Raw genomic sequence first — 22,911 nt, 5'->3', positions numbered from 1 at the left:
CGGCGGGGCTACTCGACGATGAAGTCCGCGGCCGTGCGGCGGCGGCCGGCCACCACCGACACCACCGCGCGGCCCTTGCCCACGGCCGTCACGCGGCCCTCGGACGACACCGTCACCACGGCGGCGTTCGAGCTGAACCACTCCAGCGGCACCTTCTCCAGCGCCACGCCGTTGCGGTTGTACGCGCGCGCCTGGACCATCACCGACTGGCCCTTCTTCTTGAAGGTGTACGAGGTGAGGTTCAGCCCCAGGCGCGCGAAGTCCGGCGGCACCACCTGCACGGCGATGGCGCGGTGCAGGTGCCCCAGCGTCGCGGTGACGGTGGCCACGCCGGCGGACGCGGCGATGAGCTCGCCGTTCTCCACGCGCGCCACGGCCTCGTTGTTGGAGCGGAAGTCGGGCGTCGCGTCGGGGATGACGTGGCCCGCTTCATTGCGCGCCACCACGCGCATCTTGATGGTGCGCCCCACCTCCACGAAGTCCGCGCCCGGCGCGCGCACGTCCAGCGACGCGAGGATGGTGAGGTCCAGCGGCAGCGCCGCCTTCGCGCGTCCGCCCTGCACGCCGATGATGGTCTTCCCGGACTTGCGCGCCACCACCGTACCGTCCTCCAGCACGGAGGCCACCTCCGGCGCGGAGCTGGTCCAGCGCAAGCGCGTGTCCATCATCTTGCGCCCGTCCGCGTCCAACACCGTGTAGCTGAGCGGCAGGTTCTGCCCCTGCGTGCGCAGGTAGCGCAGCTCGGGCGGATCCAGGGTGATGGTCGTGGGCGACGGTCCACACGCACCGAGGGCACCCAGCGCGAGGAAACCCAACAAGGAAAAGGAGATGGGGCGTGAGGTCTTCACGAAGGCAGGCACGGGGGCAGGCGGGGAATGGCCGAGTCTACCGGTGGACCACTCAAAGGGCGTGAAAACCGCGAGCGCTCGCGCCGAAGTCCGCGCGCCTGCACGCCTGCTGACGACTACTGCCCACTTCCACGGCGCGGGGTCCGGGCCTCCATCGCCCCCAGCACCTGCGCGGCCAGGGCCTCTCCCTCCCGCCAGCCGGCCACCCGGGCGCGCTCCCTCGCCTGCTCCAGCCGCTCACGCGCCTCCGGCGCCCGGCCTCCCGCCACCAGCAGGCGCCCGGCGTTGTAGTGGATGCGCGCCACCTCCTGGGCATCCCCGCCCTGCTCGGCCAGGGCGAGAGCGCGCTCCAGGTCCGACAGCGCCTGGGCCGGCTCGCCCGCGAGGACCCGCAGGCCCGCGAGCTGCGACAGCGCTCGCGCCTGGCCCACCGCGCTGCCCACCGACCGCGCCTGCTCCGCCGCGCGCGTGAAGCCCACCCGCGCCCGGTCCAGCTGCCCCAGCCGCTGCTGCAGCCGGCCCAGGAGCAGGTAGTGCTCCCAGAAGAAGTCCGCCACGTGCGGGGTCCGGTTCCCCATGCGCTGGAAGGCCCGCGCCAGCAGCTCCACCGCGGCCGTCGTCTCGCCCTTGGCCTCGCGCACGCGCGCGAGCTCGCCCAGCACCAGGGCCTCGACCTCCGGGTCCGAGCCCGCCGGACCCTGCGCCATGCTGAGGCGCACCTCCGCGTCATCCACGCGCCCCAGCTTCAGCTCCGCGACGGCCAGGCGCCGCGCGGCCTCCGCCCACCGGCCGGGCGTCTGCATCACCGGCACCTGGTCCAGCCACGGCGTCACCAGCCCGTCCACGGCGGCGGGGTCCGCCTGCGTGAGGCATCCCGCCGCGCGCGCGAGCACGTCCAGCTGCCAGCGCACCACCGCCGCCGTCGCGCCAGGCGCCCGGCCCAGGGACCAGCGGTAGAACTCCACCGCCGCGCGCCACTCGCCTCGCGCCGCGAACCAGTCTCCCGCCCGCTCGCACGCGGCCGGCGCACCGGAGGCATCCGCGCCCAGCAGGTGGTCCGCCACCCGCACCTCGCGGGCCGGCTCCTGCGCGAACACCAGCATCTCCAGCGCCTCCGCCAGCTCCTGGTGCGCGCTCCGCAGCTGCGAGGGCGACAGGCGCTCGCGCAGCACCTGCCGCGCCTCCTCGCTCATGAAGCGGAAGATGCCGGGCTGCCCGGGCACGGGCACCACCCACTCCGCGTCCTCCAGCACCCCTGCGCCGTCCGTGGCCGTCAGCGACGCGCGCACCAGCTCCGCGGAGAAGAGCGAGCCCTCCACCGCGGCCCGCTGGAGGAAGCGCAGCGACGCGGCGGGCAGCAGCTCCAGCCGCGCGCCCAGGGCCTGCCCCAGGCCTTGCGGCAGCGCCGCGGGGGACAGCGGGCCATTGGACTGGAAGCCGCTCTCCGTGCGCTGCAACACCCCCACCGACACCAGCAGCCGCACCAGCGCCAGCGCATGCGCGGGATTCCCGCGCACCCGGTCCGCCACCGCCCGCTCCAACGACGGCGACAGGGCCATGCCCAGGCTCGCGGTGAGCAGCGCGTTCAGCTCCGACGGCGACAGTCCCTCCAGCACCGTCACGGGCAGCGAGGCCAGGGCCGTGGGCACCGCGTCCACGTCACCCGTGGCCACCAGCGACACGCCCAGCTCCTTCGCCGCGAGCAGCCCCGCGAGCATGTCCAGCGAAGGGCCGTCCACGCGGTGCACGTCGTCCACCAGCAGCAACAGGCCGGACGGCTTCGCCACGCGCTGGATGGCGTCCACCACCGCTCCGTCTCCCGCCGGCAGGAGCCCGCCGCCCACGGGCACGCCCCGCGCGAGCCTCCGCCAGAGCGCCGCGGCCTCCGGTTCGGAGAAGCCCAGCCCCGACAGCGGCGGCAGCGACGCGTCTCCGCTCGTGGCGGTCCGCGACAGCGCGGCGAACACCGTGCGCCACAGCCCCAGCGCTCCCGCGGAGCGAGGGTCTCCACCCCACGCGTACACCACGCGCGGCGAGGCGCCCGCGGCCAGCTCCGACACCGCCTCCAGGAAGCGGCTGCGTCCCACGCCCGAGGGCCCCACGAAGAGCCGCGCGCCGCCTTCGCCCTTGCACGCCGACTCCACCACCATCGCCGCCTGGGTCAGCGCCTCGTCGCGCCCCACCAGCGCGTCCACGCGGGTCGCGGGCGCGCCGGACTCCACCCGCCACGCCGTGCCGCCGGGCAGCTCGCGCGCCATGCCGATGCGCACCCCGCCCGCCTCCACCAGCAGCGCCTTCACGGAGGCGCCCACCAGCAGCTCGCCGGACACCGCCGCGTCCGCCAGCGCCTGCGCCCGCTCCAGCCCCAGGCCTGACAGCCGGGGCGCCCCGGCCTCCGAGCTCGTGCGCACCACGCCGGACTCCAGGCCCCGCCGCACGTTCACGCCCGCGCTGCCCAATTCCTCCGCGCACTTCAGCGCCCGCGTCGCATCGTCCGCGCGCGCCTGCGGCAGGCCGAAGGGCAGACACCAGTGCGTGTCCGACAGCGCCATCGCCTCCACGTGGTGGCGCGCCGAGACCTGCGCCACCGCCTCGCGCAACCGGACCGCGTGGGCCGGCTCGCCCGCGACCACCAGCAACGTGAGCCGGCGCATCTGCGCCTGCGCGTCCATCGCGCGGATCTTCACCGTGGGGCCCGGGGCCTCGTCTCCCAGCGCCGGGGGCCCGTCGTCGTCCTCGTGCGCGGCAGGCGGCTCGGCCAGGGCGGAGGCCGGCGGCGCGGGCACCTCCATCGTCGGGTCGGTGGGCGGCTCGTGCACGGCGCCGTCGCCGCGGCGCGCGGGCGCCTTGGCCGTTGGCGCGTCGGGGAGGTCCTCGTCGCCCAGGTGCACGGGCGGCTCGCGCAGCGCGGGCATCACCGGCAGCCTGGGCGAGGCGTCTCCGGAGCCGGAGCCGGAACCGGACGAAGGCGTGAGCGACTTCTGCGCGGCGTCCACGCCCATGGGCGTGAGCGAGTTGCCGCACGCGGGACAGAAGCGACTGGTCGCGCTGGTGGACTGGCCACAGCGCGGGCACGACACGTTGGAGGGCTCGCGGACCTGGGGCAGCCCGGGCTCGCCGCTGCCCGCGTCGCGCAGACGCGCCAGCACCGTGTCGCCCACCAACCGCGTCACCACCGCGGGGACGCTCTCCTCCGGCGGCTCCGGCGTTTCATCCAGGTAGGACTGGAGCGCGCGGGCCACGTCCGCGCAGCGGGCGAAGCGCTGACCGGGGGCGCGGTGGAGCATGCGCAGGATGATCTGCTCCAAGAGCGGCGACAGCCCCTCCACGAACTGCGAGGGCCGGGGCACCGCCGCCAGCGCGATGCGCCGCATGGCCTCCGCGGGGTTGTCCGTGTCGATGAACGGCCGGCGCGTGCACAGCTCCCACAGCACCACGCCCAGCGCGAACTGGTCGCTGGTGCCGGAGACGGGCTCGTTGCGCACCTGCTCCGGCGACATGTATCGCAGCTTGCCCTTGAGCACGCCCGTGCGCGTGCGGCTGGCGCGGATGGTCGCCTTGGCCACGCCGAAGTCCACCACCTTCGTCAGGCCGTCCAGGCGCACCATGATGTTCTGCGGGCTGATGTCCCGGTGCACCAACTCCAGCGACGCGCCCTGGCTGTCTCGTGCGTGGTGCGCGTGATCCAACCCCAGCGCCGCGTCGCGGATCATCTGCGCGCAGACGCGGTGGGGCAGCGGCGTGCCGGCCCGCTGCGACGCCTTCGCCAGGCGGCCCAGGTTCTCGCCCTCGATGTACTCCATGGCGATGTAGAACGTGCCCTGCCACGCGCCGACCTCGTACAGCGAGACGACGTTCGGATGGTTCAGGTGCGCCGCGACGCGGGCCTCGTCGAGGAACATCTCCACCGAGCCGTCGTGCTCCAGCAGGTCCGGCAGCAGGCTCTTGAGGATGACGGGGCGCTCGAAGCCGCTCACGCCCACCTGACGTGCCAGGAAGATTTCCCCCATGCCCCCCACGGCCACGCGGCGCAGCACCGCATACCTGCCGAAGATGAGGGAAGACGAGGAAGCACCGGACACCATCGCCCTTGAACCGTACCCAGCGATCCCCATCCCCCGCCAGTCCCCGGCTCTTCGCTTTCGCACGGGGAGCCATTAGCCGCTCCGCCCCCGTGTGGGGTCCTGGCGTACCGGGCGCGAGTCACGTGGACCCAGGCATGTTTCAGACGTGCCAGGTCAGCCTCCCCGCCTGCTCGGACGACCCGGGCGCGAGGGTCAACGGCGACACATACAGCCCGCGCCGCTCCCGCTTCCACCAGGCCCCGGTGCGCTGGCGCTCCGCCCGGGACGTCATCCGGTAGTCGTGGAGCACCGCCCGTACGAGCCGGGGCGGACGGTCCGGGAAGGGGTTGGACGCGAACAGCCCCAGCACCTCCGGCGAGCCCTCCAGCAGCCGCTCCATCAGGGCCAGGAACCATGAAGGCGGCGACCCCAGCGCGGCGAACCACATCTGCCAGTCCAGCCGGGGCTGATGCGGGGCAACCTGGCGCGGTGGCTGGTCCACGCCCGACGTCTTGTATCGGAACGGGTACTCCACCCAGTGCTCGCCGTCGTCCGAGCCCTCCACCGTGATTTCCGGCCTGTCCACCGTCATCACCGCGAACAGGCCGTAGGAGTTCACCGAGTGCAGCGGCATCACCCGGTCCTCCAGCCAGTCCACCGCCCGCACCAGGCGCTCCGGGCCGCGCGGCCACCACCCCATCCGGCGCAGCTGCTCCACGGTGCCCAGCGTGAGCAACGGCACCGCCGCGGCCACGGACAGCGCCGTGCCCGGCACCGACGGCCGCCGCGCGGGCCCGGCGTCGCGCCACAGCGACTCCGGCAGCACGCGCCGCAGGGCCGCGTCGTCCAGCAGCCACAGCCCCAGGGCCAGCGACTGGACGTTGAAGAAGCCGTAGTTGCCCGTGGCAATGATGGCCGCCTGCAACGCGGAGAGGATGCCGAAGGTGGCCTGCCGCACGCGCCGGGGACCGAAGGCGAGGAACGGCACCGCCGTCTCCGCCGCCAGCACCGCCGCCGTGCCCGCGTGGCGCACCTGGCGTGGAAGCTGGTGCGCGGCCCAGCCGCCGCGCGTGGGCAGGGGCGCGGTCTCGAAGTACACGTCGCACGCGCTCAACTCGCGCCACGTCCGGTCACCCGAGTGGAACTTGCTGATGCCCGATCCGAAGTAGAGCCGGAACACGAGCATGCGGAAGAGGAACACCTCCAGCGCGGACACGTCCCGCTTCCCCAGCCCGGGCCTCACGCCGACCGGCGCGGTGAGCGCGCCCAACAACCCCATCTCCAACAGCAGCACGTCCCACTGGAACGACAGGAACTCGCGCCCCAGTGACACATAGGACAGGTACAGCGCCCACAGCGCGGCGGCGCTCGGGAGCGGGGCCACGTTGAGGAGCAGCGCCAGCGACAGGGCCTGCCCCACGCGGCAGCCGCGCACCAGCGCCGCGTCCGACGCGTCCTTCCAGAACACGGAGGGACGGCGCCAGCGGCCCTGCGCGGCCCAGCGCTCGGACTGTGCGACGTCGCGGATGGGACGGATGCCCTTCTCTCCGTAGAGCCCCAGCACCTGCTTCCCCAGCGACGTGAAGGCGACGAGGAACGTGCCGCCCAGCAGGCGCATGAAGGCCCAGCGCACCCGCCGGTGCTCCGCGGGCTCCGTCACGCGGCTGAACAACCACGTGTCCCACCGCGACGCGCGCCGGCGGTGGTGCGCGATGACCGAATACACCGCGCCCGCCACCTGCCGGACGCCGGGCAACAATCCCAGCCGCGCGGCCAGACGCGTGCTCCAGCGGGGCGACCAGGCGAGCATGCGGAAGACGGCCTCCGCGCCGGACGAGCGGCGCCCCGACGGCTCCACCAGCTGCATTGCCCGCAGCATGTCCTTCCTCGAAATGCCCAGGAGCTTGAGCAGCCACCTGCTCCCGCGCGCGAAGCGCACCCGGCCACCGGTGTCCTGGCGCCAGCGCGCCACCCAGCGCTTGCAGAAGCCGCAGTCCCCATCGAACAGCACCAGTGGTCGCATCTCGTGGGTCATCGCGCGCATCGGGTCGCTCCTTCGTCCAACGACAAAGGTGCGCGCGGCGGTCGGGATGCGAAGGGGGCAGGAGGGCTCGCTGGAGGGGCAGGCGGGCAGCGGAGCGCGGACCCCTGTCATCCGGGGACAGGTGCCTAGCTTTGTCCGCATGAGCGAGCCCAAGGCCCAGGCGAAGAAGACGGATGAAATCGTCCCCGGCGTGCACCACTGGACCGTCTCCGACGACCGGCTCGGCGGCATCCGCAGCGACGCCTACGCGGTGGTGGACGACGACGGCACCGTCACCCTCATCGACCCGCTGCCCATCGACGAGAAGGTCCTGCGCAAGCTGGGCGATATCGACGCCATCGTGCTCACCGCGGGCAACCACCAGCGCTCCGCGTGGCGCCTGCGCAAGGTGTTTGGCGTGCCCGTCTGGGCGCCGGAAGGAGCGCAGGGCCTGGAGGAGAAGCCGGACTTCGAATACGTGAACGGCACCACGCTGCCGGGCGGCCTCAACACCTTCCAGACACCGGGGCCCACGGAGGCCATGTACACGCTGTGGCTCCAGAAGAGCCCGCACGCCGTGGTGTTCATCTCCGACCTGCTGTCACACGAGGGCCGGCGCACGCCCACCTTCGTCCCCGGCGAGTACCAGGATGAACCGCTGCGCACGCGCACCAGCATCCAGCGCATCCTGGACCACCTGCCCATCCAGACCGTCTGCTTCGCGCACGGCGCGCCCATCCTCAAGGACGGCGCCAGCGCCCTGCGCAAGGCCCTGGAACAGGACGACGAGTTCCCGCACGCCCCCGCGCCCTGAGCCTCAGCCCGGAGGCACTTCGCGCACCAGCACGTGGCCGTCGTCCTGACCGGGCGGCGCCAGCTCCAGCCGTGCCCCGGCCTCCGCCCGGTCCAAGAGCGCGCCCAGCGACAACAGGTCGGTGACGGGGATGCGCGTGGCGGGCGCGGGCGCATCACCCCGGAGCATCGCCCGGGCCACGTTGGCCTCATTGGAGAGGTCCGTCTCGTAGACGAAGGTGCGCTCGTCGTAGTCGTGGCCGCCGGGGACACGCCCCACCAGCCGCATGGGCCCCAGCCGCGAGTGCACGCGCACGGCGGGGTTGTCCCACTGGGTGACGCCGCGCAGCCGCTTCGCGCGCACCATACCCAGCGTGAGCAGCTTCACCCACGCGGACGCGCCCCGCCCCGGCAGGAAGCTGAACAGCGACACGCCCACGAACAGCCCCGGCGTCAGGGACGGCGCCACGTAACAGGCCGCGCCAATGGCCGACTCCTCGTCCGCCAGCAGCAGCCGTTCGCGCGCGGGCGCCTTGAGCAGCCGCGCGGGACAGCGCAACAGCCCGATGGCGCCGGGCAGCAGGTACAGGTCCGACAGCACCCAACGCGGCACGCCGATGCCGCCGAACGCCAGCTGATTGAGCGTGAGGTATTGCCGCGCGAGCTCCGCGTTGTGCTCCGCCAGCAGGTGCGTCACCGGGATGCCGTACGGCGCCAGGTCCAGCGACGGGACGTGCACGCCGGAGCCCAGCGCCTGCAACGACAGCTCCGGGGTCGCCGCGAAGAACGCCTGGGCCTGCGACGCGAGCTCACCCGCCATCGGCTTCGAGGTCCTTCGCCACGACGTCCAACCGGTACTCGGGCGGAAGCGTGACGCGCGAGGCGTCCACCGACGCGCGCGACACGAGGCAGCGCGACGAACCTCCGCCCTTCTCCGTCAGCTCAGGCATCGGCATGGACACCACGCGCATGCCCAGGCGCTCGAAGGTCTCCACGATGTGCGCGGGCATCACCGTGGGCGCGAGCAGGTCCCTGCCCAGCGGCAGCCCGTTCGTCGCATAGCGGCGGATGTCCGCCTCCGTCACCCGCACCAGCCGGTTCGCGCCGAAGCGCTGCTCCAGGAGCGCCACCGACTCCGGCGCCATCACGTCCGGGCACACCACCAGCCGGTCTACCGCCGGCAGGGGCAGCACCGCCATGTTCCCGTGGAACGCGGGCTCACGCACCTGCACGCGCAGCACCTCGCCGGGGAAGTGCTTCTGGGCCGCCTCCAGCCCGTCGAGCGTCGTACGCCCGCCCCAGAACAGCAGCGTCACGCCGTCGAACGTCGCCACGTCGCCGTGCGCCTCCCAGATGCCCACGCCCGGGTCCACGACCTCCAGGCCCAGGCGCCGGGCCAGCGGCGTCCAATGGTCGCGCTCCGTGAAGCGATGCGCGCTCATCATCCTGGGCAGGAGGAACAGCGGGGCCTGGCCCTCGCGCGCCACCACCTGGCCGCACTCGGCGGCATAGGGCATGCCCGTCAGCGCGTCCGACGGCGAGGGCAGCGCCACCACCGTGCCGCCTCGGGACTCGATGTGCCGGGCGAGCGTCAGCCACTCCCGCCGCGCGCCGCGCGCATCCGCCGGAGCGGCCTCACGGCTGCGGAAGTTCGAACGGCCTCGCAACGCCCAGCCCCGGCCCGGGGGTGACATCAGGAAGAGGTCCATCATCCCTCGCTTCTAGCCACCGCCCCGGAGCCTCACAACGCATCCGTCTCCAGCCCTGAGAAAACAGTCTGGCAAAATGCAACGCCCGCCCGTCCCCTCTCATTTCCCTCCGAAAGGGGGTTGCCCCACCGCCCCGCGCGCATGGCATTCTCGCGCTTTTTGAGCACAAACGGGGCTGGGGATTCATGCACTTCGAGTTGGCCTTCGTGCTGCTCTTCTCCATCGCGACAGCGGTGGCGATCGCGGCGCGCTACTTCAAGTTTCCGTACACGGTGGCGTTGGTGCTGGCAGGCCTGGGCCTGGGCATCGTGCAGGCCTTCGAACCGCCGCACCTGACGAAGGAGCTGCTGTTCGCGGTCATCCTGCCGGGTCTGCTGTTCGAGGCGGCGTTCCACGTGGACTTCCGCAAGTTCATGAAGAACAAGCTGGCCATCACCTCCATGGCGATTCCGGGCGTGGTGGCGTCCATGGCGCTCACGGCGCTGCTGTTGTCCCCGGCGATGAGTGGGCTGAACGCGCTGGAGGGCTTCGGCCTCATCCACGCGATGGTGTTCGCGTCGCTCATCGTGTCCACGGACCCCATCGCGGTGGTGGGCCTGTTCAAGGCGCTGGGCGCGCCCAAGCGGCTGGCCATCCTGGTGGAGGGTGAGAGCCTGCTCAACGACGGCACCTCCGTGGTGCTCTTCACGCTGGTGGTGGGCGTGGCCGGAGGTCAGGCCTTCACCGTGGGCGGCGCGGTGATGGACTTCATCAAGGTGGCGGGCATGGGCGCCGTCATCGGCGGGGCGGTGAGCTGGGCGGCGTCCAAGGTCATCCTCCGCGTGGAGGACGCCATGGTGGAGATCACCCTCACGGTCATCGCCGCGTACGGGTCCTTCGTGGTGGCGGAGCACTTCCACTACTCGGGCGTCATCGCGGTGGTGGTGGCGGGCCTGCTGTGCGGCAACTGGGCGGCGCGCATGGGCATGGGCCCCACCACGCGCATCGCGGTGGAGAGCTTCTGGGAGTACCTGGCGTTCGCGCTCAACTCCGTGGTGTTCCTGCTCATCGGCCTGGAGGTGAAGCTGTCGTCGCTGCTCGACTCGTGGCTGCCCATCCTGCTGGCGTACGGAGCGGTGCTGCTGGGCCGCGCGGTGGTCGTCTACGGCGTGTCCGGCCTGCTGCGGTTCACGTCGGAGAAGCTGCCTTGGAAGTGGAGCGCGGTGCTCACCTGGAGCGGCCTGCGCGGCGCGGTGTCCATGGTGCTGGTGCTGGGTCTTCCGGCGGACTTCGCCCACCGAGAGCTGCTGGTGAACATGACGTTCGGCGTGGTGGTGCTGTCCATCATCTTCCAGGGACTCACCATGGCGCCGATGCTCAAGAAGATGGGCATCACCGGCCTCAAGGACGTCTACCAGGAGAAGTACGAGCTGGCCCGAGGCAAGCTGGGCGCCATCCACGCGGCGCTCGCGTCCCTGGAGTCCATGCGCCGCGGCCGGGAGATTCCGGTGGACGTGCTGGAGCCCCTGGAGCGCGACTACCAGCAGAAGGCGCAGGCGGTGGAGCAGGAGCTCACCACGCTCAAGCAGCAGTCCAACCGCTTCCACGAAGAGGAGGAGCAGGAGGCCATCCGCCGCGTCCTCATCGTGGAGAAGGACTCCCTCTTCAGCGCGTACCAGCAGGGCACGCTCAACAAGGAGGTCTTCGAGCACCTCACCGCGGAGCTGGACGAGCGCATCGCCAAGGCGAAGGACGCGGAGGCCCACGTCCCGGAGGAGGACGTCCCCGCGCCCCCGCCGCAGGCCCTGGCCTCCTGAGCGCCACCGGGGGGCGGCGGCGTCAGCTCGCGCCGCCCTCCACCCGCGACTGGAGCACCGCGCCCAGCACGTCCGCGGTGTCCTCGCGCAGCCGCGACAGGTGCGTGTAGAGCACCTCCTCCACCTGGGCCACCGCCTCCTTCGGCGCGCCTGACTCGCGCAGCCCCGCCAGCACCGTGTACGCGGCCACCGCCAGCGGCCCCACGTAGCCGCGCGACTCCTCCCAGAACTCCTCGAAGCACGGCACCGCCTCGCCCGCTACCACGCGCGCGAGCCGTCCCAGGCACGCCTCCCAGTAGGCGCGGTGCGCGTCCCGGGCCGCGTCGTCCGCGAACGGTCCCTGGCGCAACTCCAGCCGCGTGCCGTCCTCCGCGAGATGGAAGGTCAGCTCCGCCCGGGTGCGCCCCGGCGGCACCGGCCCGCCACCCTCCCAGTCCATCTCCAGCGCCAGGAACCGCCCCGGCTCCACCTGCACGATGCAGCCCACCTGGGAAAACACCCGACCCGCTGAGTCCCTCAAGCCCACCCGGTAGGGCTGCCCCAACGCACCGGGGTCCGGCGCGTGCGTGCGGTAGCAGCCCGGCGGCGCGCCGAACCAGCGGCGGATGAGCGCGGGCTCGGACAGGGCGGGGAATACAACATCCGGCGGCGCGGGCAGCTTCCACTCCAGCGTCAGGTCGCTCACGCCCGCACCCCCGAGCGCGTGCGCAGCTCGAAGCGGGGCACGTTCGTCAGCTGCTCGTCCGGCGCGCGGTACTGCTCCACCACCAGGCTGATCCGCGAGCCCCCCAGCCCCTCCGCGCCGGAGGTGATGGACTCCACCTCATGCAGCAGGTCGCCCCGGAACATCACCAGCGCGTTCTGTCGCGGCGTCAGCTCCGCCACCCGACCTCCCCGGTGGTACAGCCGCAGCGCCCCGCCCCGGAGTTCCTTCGGAACCTGGACATACAGCACGCTCACCGCCACCGGGCAGCCGATACTCGGACCGTAGAATTCAAGACTCCGGTCGATGTGCGCCGCCACGCCCCGGCCCTGCCCCACCAGCAGCGGGTTGAGCAGGAAGGCGTTGCACTCCGGCAAGAGCGTCTTCGCCAGGTACGGCGCGAACGCCGGGAAGCGCTGGTGGACCTCCGGCAGCGCGTCCCGGCGGAACGTCAGCGAGAAGCCGTACGTGCCGGAGAACTGCCCCGACAGGTTCGACTCTCCCAGGAGCGACGAGCCCAGGATGGCCGAGCGGATGGAGGCCATCGTCTCCTCCGGGAGGACGTCCGGTGTGCGGTGGAAGAAGGTGTCGAGCCGGAAGGCTCCACCCCACGGTGGCTGGAAGCGCATGGCCCGGAGTCTACCCACCCACGCCGCGCTGCCCCATCCCCCGCCGTCACCCGGGCGGAGGCCCTCCACGGCCCCAGCGCAACACAACGCGTCAATCCCTGACAACACGGCGCGTCAGGGATGACATCAATTTCACTTATTTATCAGTTATCACGTCTAAGTCGAATTCTCCGACCTCCCACCTTGCGGCTCCCAGGCGTTCAGACTTTCTTCGGACAAGCTACGAAGTCCCCTTCGCAGCGCTCGCCGTCCCACGCCCCATCCACCCCCACAATGGAGTTCGCAACCATGAGCCGAAGCAGACTCACGGGAATCGCGCTCGCATTCCTGGCCGTCAGTTGTCTGGCGGTTCCCTCCGCAGAAGCCGCCACGTATGGCGTTACGCCATCGGGCTCATCCGCCCTCTTCTATGTCGACACGACGGACTGGGCCGACATCCACTACAAGCTCAACGACGGCCAGCAGCTCAACATCCGCATGACGGTGACGGGCGGCCGCAACCAGTTCACCGTCAGCGGCCTGAGCGCCGGCAACTACATCGACTACAACTTTACGTACTGGGATGTGTCGTGCGCCTGTGCGCGCGACACGACCTGGACGCGCTACACGCATACCGGCACGGGCGGTGGCACGGACGCGGGCACGGGCACGCCTGATTCGGGCACGGGCACTCCCGACGCGGGCCCTCCGCCCAACGGCGACGCGGGCCCGGTGGTGCCGCTGTTCACGAGCAGCACCGCGCTGGAGCCGGCCACGGTGGAGAACACCTCCACGGCCCTCATCACCCGCGTGGGCGACCGCGTCCGCGACCGCCACATGCGCGAGGACCAGTACCAGGCCTACGACCACTACCTGAAGCTGTACTTCGAGAAGCGCACCCACTGGATTGAAATCGTGGACACGGTCGCCAAGGGCGGCAGCGTCATCACGGTGAACCTGTACACGATTTATCCGTATGACTCGCCGGACTTCCGCGCGTTCTTCCGCGGCCTCAACACGGTGGCGGAGTACTTCCACAACGCGGACTTCGTGAAGGTGAACGACTACAAGTACACGTCGTCGGTGAACTTCAACGCCAAGGAAGGCCGCGCCATCCGCGTGGGTGACCGGATGGAGCTGGAGATTGGCGTGTTCCTCCAGGCGCCGGTGGAAGGCCGCTTCAACTACTACTCCACGGGCATGCTCTACATCGTGGGCCAGGGCGGCATCGTGCCCTTCGAGGGCCAGGGCAGCATCCGCGACTCCTTCCCGCTGCCGGAGAAGGCCTGGGCGGGCGGCCGCACCACGCTGCACACGCCGTTCTCCAACGAGCCGGACAACCGCTTCCTCCAGATGGCCACCAACCTGGCGCCGGTGAACGCGCAGCCCTTCGTGGAGGGCCGCCGCCTGCACCACACGAACTTCCGCGACGGCAGCCACTCCGAGCCGGACAACCCCCTCTTCACCGCGCACGCGAACAAGCTGGGCAACAACTACGTCAACGTGTCCTGCATCTCCTGCCACAAGCAGAACGGCCGCGGCCTGCCGCCCACCACCACGAACACCACGCTGGACAACTACGTGGTGAAGGTGGGCAAGGTGAACGGCGGCACCGTGACGGTGGACCCCGCGCTGGGCTTCCGCTTGCAGCCGCGCGCGGTCAGCGGCACGCCGGAGGCGGACGTGCGCATCGGCAGCTGGACGACGACGGCGAGCGGCACGCTGCCCGGCGGCACGACGTACAGCCTGCGCAAGCCCAACTACAGCTTCCTCAACGTGACGCCGACGAACTTCTCGGCGCGCATCACGCCGCAGCTGGTGGGCCTGGGTCTGCTGGAGGCGGTGCCGGAGTCCCAGATTGCCGGCCTGGCGGACCCGAACGACGCGAACGGCGACGGCATCTCCGGCCGCATGCAGACGGTGAAGGACCCGGAGACGGGCGTCACGCGCATGGGCCGCTTCGGCTGGAAGGCCGGCACGGCGCGCGTGAAGCACCAGGTGGCCGAGGCGCTCAACAGCGACATGGGCGTGACGACGAACGTGTTCAAGACGCAGGACTGCGGCTCGTCGCAGCAGGGCTGCGCGGGCACGAGCACGGAGCTGGGCGACAGCGAGCTGGACAAGATGACCCGCTACATCGCCCTCCTGGGCGTCCCCGCCCGCCGCGACCACTCGGACGCGACGGCGATGCAGGGTGAGACGGTGTTCACCAACGCGGGCTGCGCGAAGTGCCACGCGCCCACGCTGACCACCAGCCAGTACAGCGCGATGAACGAGCTCCGCGGCCAGACCATCCGTCCGTACACGGACCTGCTGCTGCACGACATGGGCGCGGGCCTGGCGGACAACCTGCCGGAAGGCCAGGCCTCCGGCGCCGAGTGGCGCACGGCACCGCTCTGGGGCATTGGCCTGACGGCGGGCGTGTCCGGCGGTGAGGCGTACCTGCACGACGGCCGCGCGCGCAGCGTCACCGAGGCCATCCTCTGGCACGGCGGCGAGGGCGAGGCCGCCAAGCAGGCCTTCGTGAACCTCAGCGCCGCGGACCGCAACGCGCTCCTGAAGTTCGTCAACTCGCTGTAAGGCGACAGGCCGGCTTCAAACCCAGACGCCGGGCGGGAGGGGCCATCCGTGCCCCTCGCGTCCGGCGTCGTGCCGTTTCAGGGCGCGAGGGGCGGCGCCTCGTAGCCCACGGTGCCGGCGGCATTGCCGTCATAGGTGCTGGCGCTCTGGGTGAAGGTGGCGTTCTTGAAGACGAAGACGCCCCAGCCGGCGCCCTGCGACACGAGCGAGTCGGACAGTTGCAGCCGGCCCCGCCCCAGGCCGCTTCCCACGGAGATGCTGGCCCGGATGTCGCCCGTGCGCGTGAAGTAGTCACAGCAGAAGGGGTCCGAGCCGCCGTGGCTCACCCGCGCGTGGGCGAGGACGTTGTCCGGGTTCAGGGAGAGGATGGAGATGCCCTTCCAGTACCCCGGCGTCTCCGTCCTGCCCGTGAACACGATGGGCGCCTCCGCCGTCCCTCGCGCCACCAGGGAGCCTGTCTCCGTGATGCGGAGCCCGGACTCCGCCTCGAACTGGAGGCGCACCCCCGGCTCCAGGGTGAGCGCCCCCGCGTACTCCACGGTCGTGTCCGGAACGCCGGTGGAGACACCATAGGGCACGTCCAGCTTGCGCAGCGTCTGCGCCGTGGCGGTGTCCGCTTCCGGCGCCGCCAACAGGTGGACGGCGTTGTCGCCGTTGGCCTCCGGCTGGGTGGGGCTGTTCCCGGAGTAGATGCTCGCGCCGTCCAGCGCGCCCGCGGTGGACACGCTCACCACCACGGGGGCGCCCAGGTTGCCCCGGAAGAGGTTCCGCGAGAAGCCGGGCAGCCGCGCCTTGTTGAAGGCGAACAGCCCCTGCGTGCCGCTCTTCTCCACCGTCGTGTGCGCGATCCGCACCTGGCTGCTGGCTCCCTGGTTGGAACCCACCACCACGGACGCCCGGGCCTCCAGCCTGCCGCCCGGCCCGTAGAAGAAGTCACAGCAGAAGGGCTGCTCGCTGCCCGCGTAGGAGATGACCACGTGCTCCAGCGCGTTCTCGGGGGTGTTGGACTTGAAGGCGAGCCCCTTCCAGAAGCCCGGCGTGGGCGTCGTCCCCGTGAAGGTGATGGGCGCGGCCTCGGTGCCCACCGCGTGAAGGGAGCCCGTCGCCGTGACGAGCAGTCCCGCGTCGGGACCGAAGCGGACCACCGTGCCGGGGGCGAGGGTGAGCGCGCCGTGCACCTCCACGACGCCCGTCACCTCGTAGGAGCACCGCTCCTCCCCCGGCGCCCAGGCCGTCGTGGAGGTCAGGGCCTTGGAGATGGTCCGGACACAGCCGCTGGGGGAGGGGTCCTCGCCGGGGTCATCCCCCGGCCCGGCCGGGTCTCCGCCGCAGGCCGTCAGTACGGAGGCCACCGCGAAGGGAAGGAGGGACAGGTATCGCGTCATGCATGCCACCCAGGAAGGAGCCAGCGGCGAAGGCCGCGCTCGCGCAAGGGGGATACGCCGGCCCCGCCCGCTATTCTCACGAAGCGCGAAGTAACTCCCCGGGCTCACTGTGCACGCATGAACGGGCACACCCTACTCCACGGCGGGAACACATCCGCGGATGCGCCCTGACACCCCAAGTGGCCCAGACGACTGCGCACGGGAGCACGGTCGGCGTCCGCGATGCGCAATGGCAGACAAGTGCGGTGGAGTCCCCACTCCCGGCCTTATGAAGCGTTCCGACATTTCCGGTGTCCCTTTCCCCGGAGAACGCCCATGGCGCATCGTCCCGCCCCTCCGCCGCCGCTTTCCGACAATGCCATCCAGGTAGAGGCCGTGGCCTTCATGGATGCACGGGGACACTGGCTGACCGCCGTCGCGGCGCGGCGGGTCGCGGCGGTGCGCGAGTTCTTCCGGCAACACGCCCACCTGCGGCGCGACTTCCTCCGGGAGCGGGCCGAAGAGGAGCGCCAGGAGGGGCGGCTCGCCCTGGAGCTGTTCTCCCGCGCGGTCCAGCGCGTCCGGTGGCTGCTCACCACCGGGGAAGGCCCCACCACGCGCATCCATGGCGCGGAGGCCGGACGCGACCTGGGCCTGCTGTTCGCGGGCACGGACTCCGGACTGGATGGCCTGACGTCGGAGCGGGACCAGCGCTGGAACCTCAACCACCCGCACCCGCTCCCGCCCACCGGCTTTCGCACCAGCCGCCTCAATGAAGACGGCCCGCGGGAGGACCAGACCCACCACCTGGCCTTCTACGCGATGTTCGGCGCCTCCAACGACAGCTTCCCCGAAGAGCAGCTGAACAAGCTGATGGGCACGCTCAGCGACATGGGGCCTCCGGATGAACAACACCTGGCCTGGGACGGCATCGACCTGGGGCGCATGCTGAGCGACCCGCGCTTCGACGTGAACGCCTGGCTCTGGAAGACCGTGGGGGACACGTGCCAGGTCCCGCCGGCCGCCGAGGCCGTCGCGAGCTGAGGGCCGTTGGAGCGGCTCAAGGGATGGGCGTCAGCGGCAGCAGGACGAGCTCCTTGGGGTACTTCGCCGGGTCGTCGGGTTTGCCCCAGGGGATCCGCACGTAGGACAGCCAGCGGCCATCGGGCGACACCAGGGGGGCGCGCACGCCGTAGGCCTCGGACTCCAGGGGCAGCTTCCAGCACATCAGTGGACGCACCGCCGTGCACAGCCACGTCGGGCGGTCGCGCTTCGGGGCGTGCAGCAGGAACCGGCCCTCCCCCAGCGATGCGGAGCCTCCGCCTGCCCGCGCCGCGAGCGCCAGCTCCTCCACGGTGGGTGCACGCGTGCGCACGGGGCCCACGTCCTCGGGGACTTCGATGACCTTGAACTCCGGGGCCAGTTCGCCGCGCGAGGTGTCCGCGATCAACGAGGCCCGCGACGACAGCGGCAGGACGTCGCGCATCTGTTCCGAGAGGGGAACGGAGCGGCCTCCCATCGGGTAGCACGTGCCCGGGTGATACTGCGACTTCAGGAGCAGGTCCTCACGCGGGAACGGGCGGTCCTGCCTGGCGACCACGGGCCCCCACTCGCGCGCCGCCGGGTCGTAGCAGCGCACCTGTGCGCCATCCGCCTGGACCAGGCACAGGGTGCCATCCCGCCAGTACAACTGGGGCTGGAGCTCCGGGGGGATGCTGGGGACGAACGGCACCTGGCCGATGACCTCCGCCTTGCCCTTCACCGCCCCGACGCTCAACGGAAGAGGAAGCGTGGCGGCCTTGAGCCGCTGCTGGAGGACGCGCATGCCGTAGCGTTCCGCGCAGGCGCCGTCGGTCTTCAGCGAGACATGCAGCTCCGGGTGGCCCCCATCCGCGAGCGCCCGCCGGGCGGAGATGGCCTCCAGCGCCGTGGAGAGACAGCCCATGCGGGAGATGTGCCCGTCCTCATTCGGCTTCTTCCCGTACGAGACCTCGCGCGCGTCCTCATTCAGCTTCACCAGCCGCGCGAAGGCGTTCAGGGCCTCAATGGCGGGCGCGTCGTCGCGGGCGAGCAACGCGTGGAGCCGGGTCTCGGTCTCCGGCGCCAGGGCCCAGCGCACCGCGCCGAACGCCCCCATGTTCGCGGTCAGCGTCAGCGCCGGAAAGTCGGGCACGCCCTCCACCCACAGCGACAGACGGCCCGGCTGGCAGCGCATCTTCACATCGCCTTCCGATGACCGGCTGTCCCCGGTGACGGCGGAGGCGTAGCGGACGAACTTCAGGCCCCCGGGTACGGTCAATTCCTGACGCAGCTTCACCCAGCCGCTGTGGCAGGCATCCGCCGGGTCGAGGGGGTTGTACGGCGAGGCGGTGCGCTTCGTCTCCAGCTCGAAGGGGATGCGTGGATCCTGGCCCAGGTCGCAGGAGATCCTCGCGCGGGTAAGTCGCTCGTCGTCGTTCCACTTCAGCGCGGGCCCGTCCCAGGCCGGCTTCTGCATCACCACGTCCGTCCGCACGAGGCGCGGTGCCGTCGAAACGGGCTCGCGGGGCGCGACGTACGGCCCCAGCTCCAGGGAGCGCACGACCAGCCCCAGCGTGCGGTCATCCGAGTCCACCTTGCTCGGAGCGGCACCGCGCAGGTAGGCGACCCACCGGCCGTCCGGGGACACGCGGACCTCCGACAGCCGGTTGCCGCCCTCATCCTCAGGCCCACGGTCCCATTGGAGGGACCAGCACCCCAGGGGCCTGCCCACGGAGCAGAACTGCTTGCGGTCCTCGTCCAGGATGAACCGGCCTCCGCCGAGGAGCCGGGAGCCGGTGGACGCGAGCATCGCCTTCTTCATTTCCTCCGCTTCCGGCGCGCGCAGGCGCGGTGGACCGTCCCCTTCGGGGACCTCCATGACGACGGCCTCGTGGTCCCACGTGCTCCAGAGCAGGACGGCCCGGGGAGACAGGCGCAATTCAGGCTGGAAGCTTTCGGGAGGACGGACGTTCCGGGTCCCCAGGGGAATGCCGCAGCGACCCATCCGCGGGCTCCAGGCGGACTGATCACCCCGGTTCACGGAGACGGCCTTGCCCCAGCGCCGCGCCACGGGGTCGTAGCAGCGCATCCGCTTACCGGTGTCCTGCTGCACCACGCACAACCGACCCTGGCGCCAGAACAGGTCCGGGTCCGCTGTCGAGTCCGGCTCGGGCGGCTGGAGCTCGCCGATGGTTTCGGGCTCGCCTGTCTTCAACGGCGGGCGGTCTCCCTCCAGGTCCGGAGCCAGGACATCGCGAGGGATGTACGTCCCCAGGTCGCCGCCCGCGGCCAGGACGGCGCGATTCCGGGCGCGCTCGAGCGCGGCGGCCAGCCCCGCGACGCTGTCCGCCTCCGGCAGTTTCGTGTCACGACCGGACAAGCGGGAAGGGACGCCCTTGCCGACCAGGAAATCCAGCTCCTCCAGCGCCCCGCGGGCCCCGGCGTCGTCGCGGACCAGCAGGGGCAGGATGCGCGCTTCGCTGTCCCGGGACACCCGCAGCCTCAAGGGGGTGGCGGTGGCGCTGGTACCGATGGGCTCCAGCGTCAGCAGGGGGGCCTCGGGCACGCCTTCCACGGACAGCTCCAGCCGCCGCGCCTCACAGCGGACGCGGATGCGGGGGCGCGGGGGAGGCGGTGGCAGTTGGGTGCCAGGAGCGTCATCCAGGATGCGAAAGCGGCGCTCGACGTGTGAGCCATCTGGCAGGGACAGCTTCTGGGTGATGACCGCCTCGGCGGGCCGGCAGAAGTCCGGAATGGCCTGCGTCACGTCCACGGACTGGGAGACGGTGATGTCGGGGGTCTTGCCTGGCCCCAGGTCGCAGGCAGCGGACTCCGTGAGCTTGGGAGGAAGCGCCTTCGCCTCCGCGAAGGTCCGAGGCTCGGCGGCGAGGACCACGCCTTGCGACGGCGGTTCCGCGGCGAAGGCCAGGGTCGCGGACAGGGTCAGCAAGAGCCCCAGACACCCCCCACGAACGGAACGAAAGTGCATGTGCCCCGGACCGTATCAGCAGGCCATCCCCAGCCGTCCAGCCAGGGGCCGGTGAGCGCGAGCCGCGGGGGAATGCACGCTGGCGCACCGTCGCCGCGCATCTTCGTAGCCAGCGCGAGCCCGCCGCGCCACGCTGGCCCCTCCGTGGACGACACCCGCCTTCCCGACCCCGAAGCCCTCCGCCCGCTGCTCACCGACGCCCTGTCGCTGCCCGCGCTGAAGCCCCATGGCCCGCGCCTGGAGCGGCTCCTGGAGGACTACACGCGGGGCGTGGCCCGGAAGGACGCGCCGCTCGTCGTCGCACTGGTGGGCGCCACCGGCGCGGGCAAGTCCACCCTGCTCAACGCCCTCTCCGGCCAGAACCTCTCCCGCGAGGGCGTGGACCGCCCCACCAGCACCGTCTCCACCCTCTTCGCGCCGGAGGGCACGCCCACGGACGAGCTGGCCCGCACCGGCGCGCGCGTCGTGCGCTACACGCCCGGTCCCCAAGGCCTGTGGAGCGGCCAGGTCTTCATCGACACGCCGGACCTCAACAGCGTGGCCACGGCGCACCGGGATGTCGCGCGCGCCGCGCTGGACAAGGCGGACGTGGCGCTCGTCGTCATGCACCGGGGCAGCGTCGCGGAGGCCACCCAGGTGGAGTTCCTCGCCGAGTTCGCCCGCCGCCGCGCGCTCGTCTTCATCCTCAACTTCGCGGACGAGCTGTCCGCCGAATCCCGCGACGCGCTGAAGTCCCAGGTCCGCCGCGTGGCCACCCAGCACTACGGCCTGGCCGCGGAGGACGTGCCCGTCTTCGCCATCAGCGCGCGCGCCGCGAAGGACGGCCAGGACGTCTCCGGCGAGTTCGGCCCGCTCCTCTTCCACCTGCGCGGGCTGGCCACCCAGGCCGTCGCCGCGCGCGTGCGCCACACCAACGCCCTGGGCGCGCTGGAGGAGTTCGCCAACACCGTCCAGAAGGCGCTGGACGACACGGACGCACTGCTCGCGAAGACACGCACCGCGCTGGACGCGGGGCTCGCGCGCGCGGCGGAATCGCTTCAAGGCGACTTCGACGCGCGGCTGTCCCTGGCCCACGGGCACCTGGCGTCGGAGGTGCGCAGGCAGGCCGCGGGCCGATTCTGGGGCCCGGCGGCGTGGGGGCTGCGGCTGTCGTTGTGGGGCGCGTCCGGGATGGGCGTGGGAGCGCTCGTCGCGCGGCGCAGCCTGCCCGCGGGGCTCGCGGTGGCGGCGGCCTCCACCGTGGTGGACGCGGTGAGGGACCGCACGCGCGCCCGCGCCGCGGAGGTGGCCGTGGTGGAGCCCTTCGAGGACGACTTCCTCGCGGAGTCCGCCGCGCGCACCGCCCTGGCGGAGGCGCGCAGCGTGGCGCGCACGCAGGGACTGGAGGCGGAGAGCCTGGGCGTGCCGGACGTGGAGGTGATGCTGGCGGAGCTGCGCGTGGCCCGCGCGGGCGCCTGGCGCTACACGGCCTCCACCGCCGTCGCGGAGGCCGTGGCCCGCTGGTGGCGCACGGCCCGGTGGCTGGTGTTGCCGCTCATCAACCTGCCCCTGCTGGCGCTGCTGGGGCACGTGGGCTACCGCGTGGTGCGCGGATACGTCGAAGGCCCCCTGTTGCCGTTGGAGTACTTCCTCAACGCGGGGGCCTTCTTCGGGCTGCTCGCGGGCGCCGGAGCGCTGCTCGCGTCAGCGAGTCTCGTCGGAGCCGCTCGCCATGCGGGGAGAGCGGGCCGGGGGCGTTTTGTCGAGGCCCTCGCCGCCCTGGGCAGGAGGCTGGGAGAGGCCGTCGATGATGGCCTTGGCACCGGGCGGCAGGCCGCGCGACGCATCCTGGAGCGGATTCGCGCTGTCGGGTGACATGGACATGACGGCCTGGCCGGGCAGGTGGACGCCGCCGTTGGAGGCCATCATCGGCTGCGCGGAGTCCTTGCACAGCGGCGCCGACACCAGCGTCTCACGCACCGGATCGCCAAAGCCCGCGATGCGCGCGGGCACGGAGGGGTTGTTCCACCCGGCGCCCTGCTCCTTGGCGACCTTGAAGTGCAGGTGCGCGCCGCACGCCCAGCCCGTCGCGCCGGAGAAGCCGATGAGCTGGCCCTCCTTCACGCGCTCACCGGCCTTCACCACCACGGCGCTGAAGTGCAGGTACTGCGTCTCCAGCCCGTCGCCGTGGGAGATGACGACGTAGTTGGCCAGCGGCGCGAACTGCTCGCCGCACCCGCCCTGCTTGCTGTCGCCACGCGCCATGCGCACGACGCCGTCGTGCGACGCCACGATGGGCGTGCCTTCCGGCATCCGGAAGTCCCACGCGAACGTGTCGTTGTGCTGGTGGCTGCCGGTCTCATGACCTTGGCTCACCGTATAGATGCGACCACATGCGAAGGGCACGCCCACCTCGGGCAGGTTCGCAGCCGCCTG

General features: G+C 71.8%; 14 protein-coding genes and 1 pseudogene. 5 read left to right on the top strand and 10 right to left on the bottom strand.

The window, feature by feature from the left end; all coding sequences use genetic code 11:
* Positions 1-8 precede the first annotated feature (8 nt).
* The 3 genes from D7X30_RS00990 to D7X30_RS00980 all read right to left on the bottom strand — a co-directional run bounded on the left by D7X30_RS00990 (position 9) and on the right by D7X30_RS00980 (position 6,956).
* Positions 9-848 (bottom strand): Ig-like domain-containing protein, encoded by an 840-nt coding sequence (locus tag D7X30_RS00990; RefSeq protein ID WP_120561686.1) that lies wholly within the window; start codon positions 846-848, stop codon positions 9-11.
* A gap of 116 nt (positions 849-964) precedes the next feature.
* Positions 965-4,963 (bottom strand): protein kinase, encoded by a 3,999-nt coding sequence (locus tag D7X30_RS00985; protein WP_233591300.1) that lies wholly within the window; start codon positions 4,961-4,963, stop codon positions 965-967.
* A gap of 109 nt (positions 4,964-5,072) precedes the next feature.
* Positions 5,073-6,956: a lipase maturation factor family protein gene (locus D7X30_RS00980; protein ID WP_120560949.1), complete on the bottom strand. Its 1,884-nt coding sequence runs from the start codon at positions 6,954-6,956 to the stop codon at positions 5,073-5,075.
* A 139-nt stretch (positions 6,957-7,095) separates the two neighbouring features.
* Between D7X30_RS00980 and D7X30_RS00975 the strand changes: the two genes are divergently transcribed.
* Entirely contained in the window at positions 7,096-7,749 is a 654-nt protein-coding gene (locus D7X30_RS00975; protein ID WP_233591299.1) for an MBL fold metallo-hydrolase, read from the top strand.
* A gap of 3 nt (positions 7,750-7,752) precedes the next feature.
* Here the strand turns inward: D7X30_RS00975 and D7X30_RS00970 are convergent, their stop codons facing one another.
* Positions 7,753-8,547 (bottom strand): hypothetical protein, encoded by a 795-nt coding sequence (locus D7X30_RS00970; protein ID WP_120560948.1) that lies wholly within the window; start codon positions 8,545-8,547, stop codon positions 7,753-7,755.
* Positions 8,537-9,439: a dimethylarginine dimethylaminohydrolase family protein gene (locus D7X30_RS00965; RefSeq protein WP_233591298.1), complete on the bottom strand. Its 903-nt coding sequence runs from the start codon at positions 9,437-9,439 to the stop codon at positions 8,537-8,539. Before D7X30_RS00965 ends, D7X30_RS00970 begins: the two co-directional genes overlap by 11 nt.
* 182 nt (positions 9,440-9,621) lie before the next feature.
* Here D7X30_RS00965 and D7X30_RS00960 point away from each other — a divergent pair, with 182 nt between their 5' ends.
* Positions 9,622-11,232: a Na+/H+ antiporter gene (locus tag D7X30_RS00960; RefSeq protein WP_120560947.1), complete on the top strand. Its 1,611-nt coding sequence runs from the start codon at positions 9,622-9,624 to the stop codon at positions 11,230-11,232.
* 22 nt (positions 11,233-11,254) lie between these two features.
* Here D7X30_RS00960 and D7X30_RS00955 read toward each other — a convergent pair whose 3' ends face one another.
* Both D7X30_RS00955 and D7X30_RS00950 read right to left on the bottom strand, forming a co-directional pair.
* Positions 11,255-11,917, bottom strand: a complete 663-nt coding sequence (locus D7X30_RS00955; RefSeq protein ID WP_120560946.1) for an SRPBCC domain-containing protein — start codon at positions 11,915-11,917, stop codon at positions 11,255-11,257.
* On the bottom strand, positions 11,914-12,564 hold the full coding sequence (locus D7X30_RS00950; protein ID WP_120560945.1) for a 2OG-Fe(II) oxygenase: 651 nt from the start codon (positions 12,562-12,564) through the stop codon (positions 11,914-11,916). Before D7X30_RS00950 ends, D7X30_RS00955 begins: the two co-directional genes overlap by 4 nt.
* Before the next feature lie 288 nt (positions 12,565-12,852).
* Between D7X30_RS00950 and D7X30_RS00945 the strand changes: the two genes are divergently transcribed.
* On the top strand, positions 12,853-15,123 hold the full coding sequence (locus D7X30_RS00945; RefSeq protein WP_199724137.1) for a di-heme oxidoredictase family protein: 2,271 nt from the start codon (positions 12,853-12,855) through the stop codon (positions 15,121-15,123).
* 77 nt (positions 15,124-15,200) lie between these two features.
* Here the strand turns inward: D7X30_RS00945 and D7X30_RS00940 are convergent, their stop codons facing one another.
* Positions 15,201-16,508, bottom strand: coding sequence for a hypothetical protein (locus tag D7X30_RS00940; RefSeq protein WP_120560943.1), 1,308 nt, complete (start codon positions 16,506-16,508; stop codon positions 15,201-15,203).
* A gap of 315 nt (positions 16,509-16,823) precedes the next feature.
* Here D7X30_RS00940 and D7X30_RS00935 point away from each other — a divergent pair, with 315 nt between their 5' ends.
* Positions 16,824-17,531 (top strand): hypothetical protein, encoded by a 708-nt coding sequence (locus D7X30_RS00935; RefSeq protein ID WP_120560942.1) that lies wholly within the window; start codon positions 16,824-16,826, stop codon positions 17,529-17,531.
* Positions 17,532-17,547: 16 nt separating this feature from the next.
* Here the strand turns inward: D7X30_RS00935 and D7X30_RS00930 are convergent, their stop codons facing one another.
* Positions 17,548-20,496, bottom strand: a complete 2,949-nt coding sequence (locus tag D7X30_RS00930) for a hypothetical protein (RefSeq protein WP_147443059.1) — start codon at positions 20,494-20,496, stop codon at positions 17,548-17,550.
* A 144-nt stretch (positions 20,497-20,640) separates the two neighbouring features.
* Between D7X30_RS00930 and D7X30_RS00925 the strand changes: the two genes are divergently transcribed.
* Positions 20,641-22,350: a GTPase gene (locus tag D7X30_RS00925; protein WP_120560940.1), complete on the top strand. Its 1,710-nt coding sequence runs from the start codon at positions 20,641-20,643 to the stop codon at positions 22,348-22,350.
* Between the two features lie 222 nt (positions 22,351-22,572).
* On the opposite strand, the pseudogene D7X30_RS43760 reads toward D7X30_RS00925, so the two are convergent.
* Positions 22,573-22,740, bottom strand: a pseudogene (locus tag D7X30_RS43760) (M23 family metallopeptidase); the annotation flags it as partial.
* Positions 22,741-22,911: the final 171 nt, after the last annotated feature.

It is taken from the genome of Corallococcus sp. AB011P (assembly GCF_003611605.1).
Lineage (GTDB): Bacteria > Myxococcota > Myxococcia > Myxococcales > Myxococcaceae > Corallococcus > Corallococcus coralloides.
The sequence above is the reverse complement of the archived record's forward strand: the minus strand, read 5'-3'. Positions and strand labels throughout refer to the sequence as shown.